This is a genomic window from Gammaproteobacteria bacterium (assembly GCA_013696315.1).
Taxonomy (GTDB): domain Bacteria; phylum Pseudomonadota; class Gammaproteobacteria; order JACCYU01; family JACCYU01; genus JACCYU01.
In genome coordinates, this window is sequence record JACCYU010000008.1 from 1 (window position 1) to 12818 (window position 12818).

16 protein-coding genes, 1 tRNA gene, 1 pseudogene and 1 other annotated feature are annotated in these 12818 nt (G+C 59.2%); of the genes and pseudogenes, 11 read left to right on the top strand and 7 right to left on the bottom strand.

Going from position 1 to position 12818, the window contains the following annotated elements:
* Both H0V34_00360 and msrB read left to right on the top strand, forming a co-directional pair.
* The coding region (locus H0V34_00360) for an anti-sigma factor (GenBank protein MBA2490205.1) at positions 1–599 on the top strand (599 nt) is incomplete at its 5' end.
* 156 nt (positions 600–755) lie between these two features.
* Positions 756–1172: a peptide-methionine (R)-S-oxide reductase MsrB gene (gene msrB, locus H0V34_00365; GenBank protein MBA2490206.1), complete on the top strand. Its 417-nt coding sequence runs from the start codon at positions 756–758 to the stop codon at positions 1170–1172.
* A gap of 22 nt (positions 1173–1194) precedes the next feature.
* Here the strand turns inward: msrB and H0V34_00370 are convergent, their stop codons facing one another.
* The 4 genes from H0V34_00370 to H0V34_00385 form a co-directional block, all read right to left on the bottom strand.
* Entirely contained in the window at positions 1195–1335 is a 141-nt protein-coding gene (locus H0V34_00370; protein ID MBA2490207.1) for a hypothetical protein, read from the bottom strand.
* Positions 1336–1372: 37 nt separating this feature from the next.
* Positions 1373–2341 carry a tRNA glutamyl-Q(34) synthetase GluQRS gene (gluQRS, locus tag H0V34_00375; GenBank protein MBA2490208.1) on the bottom strand — a complete coding sequence of 323 codons (969 nt, stop codon included), beginning with the start codon at positions 2339–2341 and terminating at the stop codon, positions 1373–1375.
* A gap of 117 nt (positions 2342–2458) precedes the next feature.
* The gene (gene dksA / locus H0V34_00380; protein ID MBA2490209.1) at positions 2459–2920 is read right to left on the bottom strand and encodes an RNA polymerase-binding protein DksA; all 462 of its coding nucleotides are present in this window, start codon (positions 2918–2920) and stop codon (positions 2459–2461) included.
* A gap of 81 nt (positions 2921–3001) precedes the next feature.
* Positions 3002–4408 carry an exodeoxyribonuclease VII large subunit gene (locus tag H0V34_00385; protein MBA2490210.1) on the bottom strand — a complete coding sequence of 469 codons (1407 nt, stop codon included), beginning with the start codon at positions 4406–4408 and terminating at the stop codon, positions 3002–3004.
* 171 nt (positions 4409–4579) lie between these two features.
* Between H0V34_00385 and guaB the strand changes: the two genes are divergently transcribed.
* The 6 genes from guaB to H0V34_00415 all read left to right on the top strand — a co-directional run bounded on the left by guaB (position 4580) and on the right by H0V34_00415 (position 9929).
* Positions 4580–6040, top strand: coding sequence for an IMP dehydrogenase (gene guaB / locus H0V34_00390; GenBank protein MBA2490211.1), 1461 nt, complete (start codon positions 4580–4582; stop codon positions 6038–6040).
* Positions 6041–6135: 95 nt separating this feature from the next.
* Positions 6136–7707, top strand: coding sequence for a glutamine-hydrolyzing GMP synthase (guaA, locus tag H0V34_00395; protein ID MBA2490212.1), 1572 nt, complete (start codon positions 6136–6138; stop codon positions 7705–7707).
* A gap of 32 nt (positions 7708–7739) precedes the next feature.
* On the top strand, positions 7740–8189 hold the full coding sequence (gene tadA / locus H0V34_00400; GenBank protein ID MBA2490213.1) for a tRNA adenosine(34) deaminase TadA: 450 nt from the start codon (positions 7740–7742) through the stop codon (positions 8187–8189).
* Between the two features lie 247 nt (positions 8190–8436).
* The gene (locus H0V34_00405; GenBank protein MBA2490214.1) at positions 8437–8610 is read left to right on the top strand and encodes a hypothetical protein; all 174 of its coding nucleotides are present in this window, start codon (positions 8437–8439) and stop codon (positions 8608–8610) included.
* Positions 8611–8614: 4 nt separating this feature from the next.
* A complete protein-coding gene (locus H0V34_00410; GenBank protein ID MBA2490215.1) occupies positions 8615–8905 on the top strand; it encodes a hypothetical protein in 291 nt (96 codons plus the stop codon).
* A gap of 934 nt (positions 8906–9839) precedes the next feature.
* Positions 9840–9929 (top strand) — tRNA-Ser (locus tag H0V34_00415).
* A 300-nt stretch (positions 9930–10229) separates the two neighbouring features.
* Here H0V34_00415 and H0V34_00420 read toward each other — a convergent pair.
* Both H0V34_00420 and H0V34_00425 read right to left on the bottom strand, forming a co-directional pair.
* A pseudogene (locus H0V34_00420) lies at positions 10230–10499 on the bottom strand (site-specific integrase).
* Positions 10500–10629: 130 nt separating this feature from the next.
* Positions 10630–10896, bottom strand: a complete 267-nt coding sequence (locus tag H0V34_00425) for a hypothetical protein (GenBank protein MBA2490216.1) — start codon at positions 10894–10896, stop codon at positions 10630–10632.
* A gap of 14 nt (positions 10897–10910) precedes the next feature.
* Here H0V34_00425 and H0V34_00430 point away from each other — a divergent pair, with 14 nt between their 5' ends.
* Positions 10911–11114 (top strand): hypothetical protein, encoded by a 204-nt coding sequence (locus H0V34_00430; GenBank protein MBA2490217.1) that lies wholly within the window; start codon positions 10911–10913, stop codon positions 11112–11114.
* Between the two features lie 51 nt (positions 11115–11165).
* Positions 11166–11218 (top strand) — a sequence feature (possible 23S ribosomal RNA but 16S or 23S rRNA prediction is too short).
* Positions 11174–11341 carry a hypothetical protein gene (locus H0V34_00435; protein ID MBA2490218.1) on the top strand — a complete coding sequence of 56 codons (168 nt, stop codon included), beginning with the start codon at positions 11174–11176 and terminating at the stop codon, positions 11339–11341. (Overlaps the previous feature by 45 nt.)
* Positions 11342–11507: 166 nt before the next feature.
* Here H0V34_00435 and H0V34_00440 read toward each other — a convergent pair whose 3' ends face one another.
* A complete protein-coding gene (locus H0V34_00440; protein ID MBA2490219.1) occupies positions 11508–11984 on the bottom strand; it encodes a hypothetical protein in 477 nt (158 codons plus the stop codon).
* A 2-nt stretch (positions 11985–11986) separates the two neighbouring features.
* Here H0V34_00440 and H0V34_00445 point away from each other — a divergent pair, with 2 nt between their 5' ends.
* The gene (locus tag H0V34_00445) at positions 11987–12313 is read left to right on the top strand and encodes a hypothetical protein (protein MBA2490220.1); all 327 of its coding nucleotides are present in this window, start codon (positions 11987–11989) and stop codon (positions 12311–12313) included.
* Positions 12314–12818: the final 505 nt, after the last annotated feature.

The window sequence follows — 12818 nt, forward strand, 5'->3', positions numbered from 1 at the left end:
AGCGGGGCTATATCCGCGAAGCGGCGGCGGCGTGGGAGCGGCGCCTGCATCCGCTGGGTGTTAATATCATCCCCATCACGCCCCATTCACGGGTATGGCGCAAAATCCGACGCGAAATTCACACCTACCGCGCGCCGCAAGCGGCGGGTTTGTGGAGCAATCTCTGGATATGGCGTTCGATCGCGGGCGTGGCGGTGCTCGCATGCGTCGGGCTGACGGTATGGCAGACCGCACAGCCGCCGCCAATGACGCCAATACCCGCCTACGTGGCGGTGCTCGTGGATGCACAGCAGGCGCCGGCGATCGTCGCCACCGCGTCGCGCGATACGCAGCGCCTGACCGTACTCATGATGCAGGCGCCGAAGCTCGGCGCGGAATCGGATTTTGAGTTGTGGGCGATTCCCGGCTCGGGCCAGGCGCCGGTTTCAATCGCTGTATTGCCCAGAAATCACGAGATCCTGATTGATCTCGACGATCACGACAGACAAGTGATTCCCGCCACTGGCGCGTTCGCGATCAGCCGCGAACCGAAAGGCGGTTCGCCCACCGGCGCGCCCACCGGTCCGGTGGTGTATCAGGGCGAACTTGTGACGCTATAGTGGGCTTTACCGGCGGCCAGGGCACGCGTTTTGCGTAAAACTTTCGTCGCGCATGTAAGAAGTATCCCTGTCCCGGCTTGTGTCACCATCGAGCATGTATTCCGACAGCAAGGTCAATCAACCCGCCGCACTGGCGGCGCTTTCGGAGGGTAGTCAATGAGTGGCAAGATCATAAAGAGTGAAACGCAGTGGCGTCAGGAATTAACGCCGGAACAATTTAATGTTTGCCGGCGCAAGGGCACGGAGGCGCCATTCACCGGTGCGTACTACGATGCCAAAGGCCAGGGCGTTTACCTGTGCGCATGCTGCGGTAACACGCTATTCGACTCTGACAATAAGTTCGATTCCGGCACCGGCTGGCCCAGTTTTCGGGCGCCCGTGGATGGGAGCCACGTCGATACCGAAGCCGACCTGAGTCACGGCATGCGGCGCGTAGAGGTCACGTGCAGTCGTTGCGACGCGCATCTGGGCCATGTGTTCGACGACGGTCCGGCGCCCACCGGGCAGCGATATTGTATTAATTCCCTGGCGCTGGATTTGCGCTCAGACGACGATGATTGCGAGAACGACTGAGACCCGTCGCCACGCCCCACTGTCACGCCGTCGCCCATGAGTTGAATCGGGTGCGCATGGTCGCTTCCATGGACACCAGGCCCCAAGGCACCGCGTCTGCAGGCTGGTTGTCGATCTGGTCGGCCAGCAAAAACGTCGCCGCCGGGTTGGAATCGCCCCGCACCGCCGCTTCCTATTACCCAAGCGCAAGCGCCGCAGGATCAGTTCGGAGCGCGCGCGTTGTCGTGCGGTTCGATGTCGCGCAGCTTCGGAAGTCTTGCAGCAGCCCAGTGCGTGACGGCCCAGCGCCAGATGTCATCGAGCGGCGCTACGCATAGCGCGGACGGCGGTCGGTGATTGAGGAAGGTGAGTGCAGCGATCAGCTCTGGCACGGGATCGCGCAGAGAGAGCGGCTTGGCGTGCGTTTGCTTGCTGAGCTTGAATCCCCGTCTGTCCACCGCCACCGGCAGATGGAGGTGGCCCGGCGTGGGCAACCGTAGCAGTTTCTGCAGATGAATATGTCTGGCCGTGGTGTCTAGCAGATCCGCGCCACGCACGATCTGCGTAATGCCCTGCTGGGCATCGTCAACCACCACTGCCAGATGGTAGGCAACGAATCCGTCCGCGCGGGAGACAAGAAAATCGCCGACCTCTGATTCCAGGTGCTGACAACAGCTGCCAAAATGCTGGTCATCGAAGCAGATCGGCTGGTTGTGTGTAATCACGCGCAAGCTGCGACCGCTCGTCAGATCGCGGTTACGGCAGGTGCCTGAGTAAATGATCCCGAACGCGCCGGGATTGCCGTTGACTTCGACCTGTCTGCGGGTGCAGTTGCAGTAATATGCCTGACGGTCGTTGACCAGACTATTCAGGGCCGCAAGGTAAGCTTGTTTGCGGTGGCTTTGATACATGACGTCGCCGTCCCACCGGAAACCATAGACTTCCAGAGTGCGCAAGATGTTCGCGGCGGCGCCACGCTGCTCCCGCGGCGGATCGATATCATCGATTCGCACGCGCCAGAGCCCGCCGTTGCTACGGGCCTGCAAATAGCTGCCAACAGCCGCGATCAGCGAACCAAAGTGTAGTTGGCCAGTGGGAGAAGGCGCGAAGCGGCCGATGTAAGCAGCCTGGGCGGCGGGGTCTGTGAGTGCCTGTGCGCCGCCAGCCTGGATGGGCGCGAGCTGTGTCATCGTGCTGAGAAGGACAGCGGTTACGGCTACGGCAGAGAGGTCGTTATTTAGCCCTTGAGCTTGCGCGGTTCATCGGTTGGTCTGGCGACCTTTGGATGGAAAAAATAACAGCGTCCTTCAGGCGCTCAGCTGCTTTTCCTTGATTTCCTGCAGCGTCTTGCAGTCGATGCACAAGGTTGCGGTGGGCCGCGCCTCCAGCCGGCGGATACCGATTTCGACCCCGCACGCCTCGCAATACCCGTATTCCTCGGTTTCGATGAGGTTCAGGGACTCGTCTATCTTTTTGATCAGCTTGCGCTCGCGATCACGGGTGCGCAGTTCCAGGCTGAATTCCTCTTCCTGTGTGGCGCGATCCGCCGGATCGGCGAAGTTTGCGGCGTCGGTCTTCATGTGATCGACGGTACGATCGACTTCCTCCATGAGTTCCCGCTTCCAGGTCAGCAATATCTGGCGGAAGTGCTCGTGCTGAGCCTCGTTCATGTACTCTTCGCCGCGTTTGGGCTTATATGGTGTGACTCCACCCACGGGCAATGTCGACAACCCCGCGGCCTTGTTTGCAACCGTTTTCTTCACAGCCATTTCTGCTTCTCTCCCGTCAAAATAGGTCGGCTTTCATAGCAAATAATCGGTGCCCGCGCAAGGGTATGTTTAAACCTTTGATCAAGACGGCCGCCGAAGTAGTTCTGAACCCGATTCTTGAGCCCTCTGGCGCGTCTTGCCGGTTACCTTCGCCCGCAGGTGGCCGCGAGCCAGTCGAATGTCCAGAGGGTCTCCCACCGTGATTACGCCGCTGTCCCGCACCACACGATTATCATCGGCCCGTGTCACCAGCGCATAACCTCGAGCCAGCGTCTTTAACGGACTGACCGTGTTCAGCGTGGCGCCAGCGTTACTCAACCGTTGGCGGCGAGTCTCCATCTCCCTGTGCTGGGCGACCCACAAACGCTGTGCCAGTTGCGAATGCCGCGCCGCAGCGCTCATTAGCAACGAGCCTGGAGCACACTGCTGCAAGCGCATTGTTGGTTCGTTCAGGCGGCCCTTAAGTTCCTTGAACACATAACGCGCCGCCAGTTTCAAGCGCAACTCCAGGCCATCGACGTGCTGCATTTGTCGCTGTACTCGCAAAGTCGGATGCTGGTGGCGGAGGCGACCCCGCAACCATTCAAGAGTCTGATCAACGCGCTCCCTGTGTCGCCGCAGACACAGCTCCAGCTGTTGTTCGTATCCAGCCAGGCGGGACATCAATTGGGGTCCGTCCGGCGTTGTCAGTTCGGCGGCGGCGGTCGGTGTAGCGGCGCGTTGATCGGCCGCGAAGTCGGCGATGGTAAAGTCGATTTCGTGGCCTATACCGCTGACCACCGGGATGTCGCAAGCTGCAATCGCGCGCGTGACGACCTCGGTGTTGAATGCCCATAAGTCCTCCAGCGAACCGCCGCCCCGGGCCAGGATCAACACATCGCAGTCCTTGCGCCGGCTGGCGGAGCGCAGCGCGTCGGCTATCGCTGCGGCGGCCGCTTCACCTTGTACGGGTACGGGATATACGATTACAGGCAGGGCAGGAAACCGGCGGCGCGCTGCGCTCACAATGTCACGGATGGCTGCGCCGACCGGCGACGTTATAACACCCAGACAACGCGGAAACGGCGGCGGCAGTCGCTTGCGTTGCACATCGAACAAGCCCTCGGCGGCGAGTTTTTGTTTGAGGATCTCGAATGCGCGTTGCAGGGCGCCCAAGCCCGCCTCTTCCATGTGGTCCACGGTCAACTGGAATTCGCCCCGCGGCTCATAAAGTCCAACGCGCGCGCGGAGCAGCACGGCCAGCCCATCGCGCGGCCGGAAACGCAGGTACATGTTCTGATTCTTGAACATGGCGCAGCGCACCGCGGCTGCGCCATCCTTGAGGGTGAAGTACATGTGACCTGAACCTGGCGTAACGAGATTCGACAGTTCGCCTTCTATCCATATGAGCGGGAAACTTGCCCCCAACAACAAACGCGCCTCGCGATTGAGGCGGGACACGCTGTAAACGTCGCGCTGCACGGCAAGAGTTTCGAGTAAATCGGGCATGCAGGCAGCCTAATGAATCAATGCCGGAGATTCCAGCGGTCTGTGTGGCCCCCAGTTAGAGTGGGCGATCGAGCGTAAGAATTCATGCGGGTGAGCCGTCGCATCTGCCCCTGGTTTACCCGCTTCAGACCACACTCTATAATGAAAAATTGATTTTGCGAGGGGAATGCAATGCGTATCGTCACTCACGACGCCCTGACGTTCGATGATGTCCTGCTGGTGCCGGCCCACTCCACGGTGCTGCCTAAGCATGCCGATCTCAGCGCGCGCCTGACACGCACTATTTCGCTCAACATGCCGGTATTGTCCGCGGCGATGGATACGGTGACGGACGGGCGTCTGGCCATCGCGATGGCACAGGAAGGCGGCGTTGGCGTCATTCACAAGAATATGACGCCCGAGCAGCAGGCCAGCCATGTGCGCATGGTCAAGAAGTTCGAGAGCGGCGTCATCAAGGAACCCATTACCGTTTCGCCCCACTTAAGCATTCGCGAGGTGCTGGAAATCACACGGGCTAATAACATTTCCGGCGTGCCCGTGGTCGAAGGCGAGTCGCTGGTCGGCATCGTCACCAGCCGTGATCTTCGCTTTGAAGCCCGGCTGGATGCGCCGGTCTCCACCATAATGACGCCGCAGAACCGGCTGGTCACGGTGAAAGAGGGCGCGGATCGTGAAGAAATCAAGCATCTGCTGCACAAGTACCGGATCGAAAAAATACTGGTGGTCAATGACGACTTTCAGCTGCGTGGCATGGTGACGGTCAAGGACATCCAGAAATCAAGCGATTATCCGCACGCGTGCAAGGACGATCAGGGGAGTCTGCGCGTCGGGGCCGCGGTCGGCGCGGGCGCGGGTACCGAGGAGCGGGTAACCGCGCTGGTCGAGGCTGGTGTCGATTTGATCGTGGTGGACACCGCCCACGGACACTCGCAAGGCGTGCTGGACCGTGTCGCCTGGGTTAAGAAGTGTTTTCCCCATGTTCAGCTGGTTGGCGGTAACGTGGCGACGGGCGAAGCCGCGCGCGCGCTGGTTGAACACGGCGCGGATGCGGTGAAAGTCGGTATTGGCCCGGGCTCGATCTGCACGACGCGCGTGGTGGCCGGTGTCGGCGTGCCGCAGATCACCGCGATCGCCGAAGTGGCGAAGGCGCTTAAAAAACTGGATGTGCCCTTGATCGCCGATGGCGGTATCCGATTTTCCGGCGACGTCGCCAAGGCGCTGGCGGCGGGCGCACACACGGTCATGATCGGCGGCCTGTTCGCCGGTACGCGGGAGGCGCCCGGCGACGTGGAGCTTTACCAGGGGCGTTCGTATAAGGCCTACCGCGGCATGGGCTCGCTGGCTGCGATGCAACAGGGCTCGAGCGAGCGCTATTTTCAGGAGCCAGCCGACGTGGACAAGCTGGTCCCTGAGGGCATTGAGGGTCGCGTTCCCTATAAAGGTACGGTGGTGGCGATTCTCCATCAGCTGCTGGGCGGCGTGCGGGCGAGCATGGGTTATGTGGGTTGCCGCACTATCGAGGAATTGCACGAACGCGCGCAGTTCGTGCGGGTGTCGCCAGCCGGCGTGCGAGAAAGCCATGTTCACGATGTCGCGATAACCAAGGAAGCGCCGAATTACACGGTCGATTAACGCGCTTTAGCGAGTCCCGATACGATTCGCGCTCACTGCGTAGGCGCAAAGAATAACCGTTGTTGTGTCAGCGAGTAGGTCCGATCGCATTCACGATGGATATCCAGCCCCATCTCATTCTGATCCTCGACTTCGGGTCGCAGTACACACAGCTGATCGCGCGCCGCGTGAGGGAAGCTGGTGTGTACTGCGAGATTTTGCCCTGGGATGGCGTGGGTGATGCGCTTGCTTCGAGTCGACTCCGGGGTGTGATCCTGTCTGGCGGCCCGGAGTCCGCGACCGTTGAGATTCCACCGCGGATTTCGCCTGAACTATTTACGCGTGGGGTGCCGGTGCTCGGCATCTGTTATGGCATGCAGGCAATGGCCGCACAACTGGGCGGCAGGGTCGAGGTCTCTGTCAAGCGGGAGTTCGGCTATGCGCAGGTGCGCGCCCACGCGCATACGCGGCTGCTTACCGACATTGAGGATCACACGTCACCGGAGGGCTACGGGCTCCTGGATGTGTGGATGTCGCACGGCGACCGGGTCTCCGCGCTACCGCCCGGCTTTGAACTTATGGCCAGCACATCCGGCTCGCCGATTGCCGGTATGGCGGACGAGCGTCGCTCATTCTATGGGTTGCAGTTCCACCCCGAAGTTACGCACACGTTGCAAGGCGTCAGGATACTGGGAAGATTTGTGCATGATATTTGTGGCTGTCCGCAGTTGTGGACTGCGGGCAATATCATCGACAAATCGATCAACGACTTACGCGACCGCATCGGCGCGGATGAGGTCATTCTCGCATTGTCCGGCGGTGTGGATTCGGCAGTAGTCGCGGCGTTGCTACACCGTGCGATAGGGGCGCAACTGACCTGTGTATTCGTGGACACGGGGTTGTTGCGCCTGCGCGAAGGCGATCAGGTGATGACCACACTGGCGCGGCACATGGGTGTCAGAGTAATTCGGATCGACGCGGAAGAACGGTTTTTGAGTGCGCTGAAGGGTGTCACTGATCCTGAAGCGAAACGAAAAGTCATAGGCAGGGTGTTTGTCGAGATATTTGACGAGGCTGCCCCCAGGCGCGCGGATACTGCGTGGCTCGCGCAAGGCACAATTTATCCGGACGTAATCGAGTCGGCCGCTGCCAGCACCGGCAAGGCGCGACTCATCAAATCTCACCATAACGTCGGCGCACTGCCTGCCGGCATGCGGCTTAAACTGGTGGAGCCGCTGCGCGAACTGTTCAAGGATGAAGTACGCAAGATCGGTCTAGAGCTGGGCCTGCCGTCGGAAATGGTGCATCGGCACCCGTTTCCGGGCCCTGGGCTGGGCGTACGGATCCTTGGCGAGGTAAAAAAACAGTATGCTGATTTGCTGCGACGGGCTGATGATATATTTATCACCGAGCTGCGCGCGCACGATCTATACCGGCAAGTATCCCAGGCATTTGCCGTGTTTCTGCCCGTCAAAAGCGTTGGCGTCATGGGCGATGGCCGCTGCTACGATTATGTTGTGGCATTACGTGCAGTTGAAACCCTTGATTTCATGACCGCGCGCTGGGCGCATCTACCCTACGATTTCCTGGATCACGTGTCGCGGCGCATCATCAATGAAGTGAATGGAATCTCGCGCGTCACGTATGACATCTCAGGGAAACCGCCTGCTACCATCGAATGGGAGTAACGCCGTCCGTTGGCGATGCTGACGCGCGCTGGATGACGCACGCGCTCGATCTCGCGAAGCGTGCGCTCGGGCAAGACGAAGTGCCGGTTGGAGCGGTACTGGTTCTCAATGATGAACTACTGAGCGAAGGCTGGAATCGGCCTATCGGCACCCACGATCCTACGGCGCACGCCGAAATATGCGCCTTGCGGGCGGCAGGCGAAAAGGCCGGAAACTATCGTTTGTCGGGCACCACGCTGTACGTCACTCTGGAGCCATGTCTCATGTGCGTTGGAGCCATGATTCACGCGCGAATTGCGCGTTTGGTGTATGGCGCCGCCGACGTAAGAAACGCAAAGGGCAGTGGTGTCAGATGCTGGATGCAGTCGGGCCGCCATAACCATCATATCGAAGTAACAGGGGGCGTCCTTGATAAAGAGTCCGGCGATCTGTTGCGGGCCTTCTTTTGGGGGCGCCGGTCGGCGCGACATTCTTGGAGTTGACCCATTTTCGTGGAGACCTTAACTACTTGTGCAGGAGAACGTTATAATATTGCCTCCGGGCGCGCTGGGGCAGAGTATCTTTGAATATTGCAGGACCAAGTTCCAGTGTTGCGTGCGTGATCGACGCCATATGGTTAATCCCACCTGAATGCACCTCTGCGGCCGCCACACGTTCTGCGGGGTTATTCGCTTGACCTGCAGAGGCAAAAAGAAAGCAACTAAATCTGCCCGCCAAAGGAGAACGACGATGAAAAGTATAGTCAGGCATTGCACGCAGTCACCGATGAAACTTCCCCAACTATTGCTGCTCGTATTGGCCGTGTCGCTTGTGGCTCCTGCAATTGCTCAGGACAACGCAACAAGCAATATGGAAATCCTGCGCGAGAAGGTAGCAGCCGACAAAGAAGCTGCTGGTCGCTGACAACATGAATCTCACACAAGCAGAGGCGAAGGGGTTCTGGCCCGTGTACCAGGCGTATCAGCAGGATATGCGCGACATTAACGAGCGGCTCGGCAAGGTCGTTGCCGAATACGCCAAGGCCTATCACAAGGGTTCGGCGAATAACGAGACGGCGAAGAGACTGGTCGAGGAGGCGCTGGCGATCGAGGAGGCAGAGGTCAGGTTAAAGCGATCCTATCTGCCCCGGCTAGAGAAGGTGCTTCCGGAGACTAAGGTTGCGCGATACCTGCAGATCGAGACCAAGATCCGGGCGTGAATGCGCTACGAACTCGCTGCGCAGATTCCGCTCGTGTACTGACCGGCCGCCGACGAAACGTCCGCCAAAGGCGCGCGGCGAGCGAGATGTCACGCTGCCAGCAAAGCAAAGGGTAAGTAGAAGCTCCCATACCCAAACGTCCGCTCCGAGCTACTATAGATAATGCTCGTGGCTCATCACTTCCGAATTCGTTTGCCAGTGTCTAAGTATGAGTTGACCCTCAACCCCGCTTCATCTCGAAAGGCGTCCCCGACTAACCCTCCACCGAAGCGAGTCAAGGCGAAACAGGCTTCTGATAAGACGTCGTCCACGCGAGCAGGCACCACAGCTGTGGCCCTGGAGTCACGCGGCTACGAGCAGGTTCAATCCAACGTTTCATTTCCTTTGTGATTCCGGGCTCCCACGAGCCAGCGTGGTCTTTCTGCTCGCGTCCTGAAAGGCCGCCATCAGCGCGGTGGTAGAGACTCCGATCATAAGCACCCCATTGATGGCCTCTAGCGGCCCGAGAAGCATTGTCAGATAAAGTGTTGATTATGAGTTTAACAACGCCGATTCACGTTTACGATGACCTCCACGCGCGTCTGCGGCACACGAGGCCAGGCACGCATCCAATGAGACTATCCCCTGTTCAAGAGGAGATGTGCGACGGCCAGTGGCGCCCGGTTTTATCGATACCGACATGACGCGCGCGATGCCGGAGGCGCGGCGCAATGTAACCGTCAACGATAGCAGTTACTGGCCCGTTATTTGGCTGTTCCGCGCGCTCTGTGTCCGCAGCAGCTAAGTTCTTATATTTGTCCTCTATGTTACGATTCCGACATAATTGTTGAGACTAACCGCCGTTAGCTGATGAACGGGCCGGATGTGTTGACTGCGGTATTCGATGCTGATAGGAAATGTGGCTCCAGCAAATACGTAAGCAAGTCAGATTTATGGAGAGGTGCCGGAGCGGTCGAACGGGGCGGTCTCGAAAACCGTTGTACCTTCGCAGGTACCGTGGGTTCGAATCCCACCCTCTCCGCCAAAATCAAATAGTTAGCTAGGAGTTTGGGGCAGGGTGTCGCGTTTCCGATGGCGAGTTGCTAACCAATTCGTCAGGTTGGATCTGCAAAGGCGCTACGCCACGCGGCGTCCAGCTTGAGGGCCGCCTCTTCCTGACCGGTCGTTACCGTTACCAGCAAAGGGACATAAAGGCGCGTAGCCTTTGCTGCTTGCTGCGTCTAGAAGCATCATGGTTTCGTGCTCATTGAGCGCGCGCATTTCATGTCGATCCGGGCGTGGCGCCTCAACTGCATCGGCCGGGTTGCGCACCATGACCCGCCATTTAATCGCCGTCTTTGAGCGCGAGCTTAAGCACGCGATGATGATGGAGTAACGTCTGCTCAGACAGCGCACCTTTCCCATTCAAGCGGCCGGCCTCCCGCGTCTTCGCATAGCACTCTTCAATGTGCAGCGGACTTAGCTTCGTAAGTGGGTAGTTGCCAAGCGCCGGAATCAAGTGCCCTCGGCATATCGCCGCGTATCGAAGGTAGGACTTGGCGGCTAAGTTGGGCTTGGCGTAAGCGTCTAACCAGCGTTCGAGATAATCGCGAACGTTCTTCCTGCGCTTGTCTTCTTAGTGCCGCGCACGGTGTGCCAGGACTGCGTGCGCTTCCCGTGCTGATCAAGGCCTAGACTGATGATTACGGACCACGAGCTCTTGCCGCGCTTGCGGAGGTGTCCTTTCACATTGATTTCTCCTGTTTGCGGCCAAAGGCGTGCGCGAACTGTAGCCACAGGGCGCCGAGCAAGTTGTTCGGCACGATGTATGGCGCCAACTTGCCTTGGGGATTCCGGAGCACGCGGGTCGATACCTTGCCGTCTAGCGCCTTACTCAACGCCCTTTGAAGATACTCGATCGCGGGCTCTATGACGTCACCAGGCGCTACGCGATCCAGAAAGTCGCGGCTGCCAAGGTCCGCTCTGGCGTGCGCCTTGCTGAAAACAAGCACAGCATCATCAACCCATGTCCGTCCCCGGCGCCGTCGAGCGCACCGAGCGGGCTGTTGCCCAGTTACCCGAACACCTGCGCGCTGTAATCGTCGAGAAATATACCTGCGGCGGCCCGCGCGAGAATGACCACGCCAAACACCTGGGACTCACTTTAAGTGTCTGGCGCATGCGCCAAACCTGCGCCCTACATTGGCTGCTGGGGCGGCTGAGCCGATAGCGCCGTTATATTTCCCGGAGTGCCAGCGGGCCGAATGGCACATCGCCGGATCGGTGACGATGAGAGGCGTAGCGAAAGCGAGTCTTAACAGGGCGATCAGTCAGCGCACGGCGCTCTGTTCGCTGATGCGCATGCCGCGCACCGTGGCGGCGCCGCTGCTGGGGCGCATCGTCGGCATCATTACGAAACGGTATCCTGAAAGGTTGGCGCGGCCTGGGTGGACCTAATCGGCCGCCGCAGACGCTGGTCAAGTCGGCGAGTGACCCATAACCCCGACCGGCCGGCGGCACCGTCCCTTTGGGGTCGCTCCCTTTGGGTGCGTGGCGGTGGACGAAGGCGGCAAAGGTGATTCTTGCTTGGCTCGTGTTTGTGGCAAATACGAGATCCTGCGCATCATCGCGGTGCAGAGTTTCGGTGAAACGGTAGCAGCGTGCGACCGTTTGTAATCTCCCGGTCGCGCGATGTTACCGCCAGCAAGGTCGCAACAGCTGTTGCCGAATGCGTGCTGCCGTTGCTCTTCGTCCGCTGCTTCCAGATGTTGTAGATCGGCGGGTCAAAATAAATCTCGTGCGCAGCTAACTCACGGTTGCGCTTCTCAATCTCATCAAGCCGCTTCTGCTCGTCCGTGATCTCGGATGATGCGCCAGGGTTTACGCAAAAACGAAAAGTTTCTATTTCGCGTAAAACCACTGGAAACCGTGACTGCGTTGCGCTGACCGCCGCCGCTATCTCATCCTGCGTATAGCAGGCAGCGGATTCATGCCCTTGGGTTACGGCGGTCGCATCGTGCGACGCCTGACGCAGCGTGGAACGAACCTTGCGCGTCGTCCGCACCGGCAGCTGATGCCGGGGAATGACTCGGAGGTGCATCTATGAGCAGCCGTCCGGCTTACTGGGGCTTTAGCGAGGGCGACTACACGCCGCCTTGTGTCATCACTTCGGACAACCAAATCATCGATCTGGCTACAGCGCCGGTGCAAACATGGGCCGGGGCGTTCGATCCGGAGGAGGTCGAGATCATCAAGGATGCTGTGACGCGCTGGCAGATCGCGGTTGCTGCTGGCGCTGCGCCTGAGGACGCTGCCGGATATGGATGGGCCGGCGAGGGGTTTGGCTATCTCGCATGGAAACAGCGCGAGATCGATGGGGAGCACTGCGAGCAGGAGAAACTGAGGGAGTGGAGCAGGCAGCGCGGCTGATCGACCGGCGCGTGGATCGGTTCCTCCAAAATTGGAGGGACCGATTGGAAGGCTTCACGACATGGCCCCGCTTCGGCGGGGGCTTTTTGTTACCGGAGTTGCTAACCAACGCGTAGCAGCGGCAGTTTTTCGAAGGGATGGAAAACATTGGAGCTCTGCCAATCGTATTATGAAACAAGCTAAGGTATGAGGTGGGACAGGCCGGAATGGAGAGGCCAGATCTGGGAAACCGTTGTACCTTCGCAGGTACCGTGGGTTCGAATCCCAACCTCTCCGCCATCGGCTTAAATAATGACCCAGCCGCCGTTATTGCGGGAATGTTGAGAAGAGTTTGGCGAATTTTTCGTTTGCTGTACGCAACGACCTGTTGCACAAATCTATACAATCTATACTATAATTAACGGCTGAGCCTCGGGGTATGCTGTGGATGACGAACTGGTCCGCGCGCAATACTGGCGAAACACCACCTCTAAGGATGTTGTAAAAAAGGAACGTTTTGAGCGCA

What these genes read in the sequence shown, in the direction of transcription:
- H0V34_00445 (MBA2490220.1), top strand. Translation starts at nt 11,987, where the DNA reads ATGAGCAGCCGTCCGGCTTACTGGGGCTTTAGCGAGGGCGACTACACG.
- H0V34_00440 (MBA2490219.1), bottom strand. Translation starts at nt 11,984, where the DNA reads ATGCACCTCCGAGTCATTCCCCGGCATCAGCTGCCGGTGCGGACGACG.
- H0V34_00435 (MBA2490218.1), top strand. Translation starts at nt 11,174, where the DNA reads ATGAGAGGCGTAGCGAAAGCGAGTCTTAACAGGGCGATCAGTCAGCGC.
- guaA (MBA2490212.1), top strand. Translation starts at nt 6,136, where the DNA reads ATGGATATCCAGCCCCATCTCATTCTGATCCTCGACTTCGGGTCGCAG.
- guaB (MBA2490211.1), top strand. Translation starts at nt 4,580, where the DNA reads ATGCGTATCGTCACTCACGACGCCCTGACGTTCGATGATGTCCTGCTG.
- H0V34_00430 (MBA2490217.1), top strand. Translation starts at nt 10,911, where the DNA reads ATGTCCGTCCCCGGCGCCGTCGAGCGCACCGAGCGGGCTGTTGCCCAG.
- H0V34_00410 (MBA2490215.1), top strand. Translation starts at nt 8,615, where the DNA reads ATGAATCTCACACAAGCAGAGGCGAAGGGGTTCTGGCCCGTGTACCAG.
- tadA (MBA2490213.1), top strand. Translation starts at nt 7,740, where the DNA reads ATGACGCACGCGCTCGATCTCGCGAAGCGTGCGCTCGGGCAAGACGAA.
- dksA (MBA2490209.1), bottom strand. Translation starts at nt 2,920, where the DNA reads ATGGCTGTGAAGAAAACGGTTGCAAACAAGGCCGCGGGGTTGTCGACA.
- msrB (MBA2490206.1), top strand. Translation starts at nt 756, where the DNA reads ATGAGTGGCAAGATCATAAAGAGTGAAACGCAGTGGCGTCAGGAATTA.
- H0V34_00405 (MBA2490214.1), top strand. Translation starts at nt 8,437, where the DNA reads ATGAAAAGTATAGTCAGGCATTGCACGCAGTCACCGATGAAACTTCCC.
- gluQRS (MBA2490208.1), bottom strand. Translation starts at nt 2,341, where the DNA reads ATGACACAGCTCGCGCCCATCCAGGCTGGCGGCGCACAGGCACTCACA.
- H0V34_00385 (MBA2490210.1), bottom strand. Translation starts at nt 4,408, where the DNA reads ATGCCCGATTTACTCGAAACTCTTGCCGTGCAGCGCGACGTTTACAGC.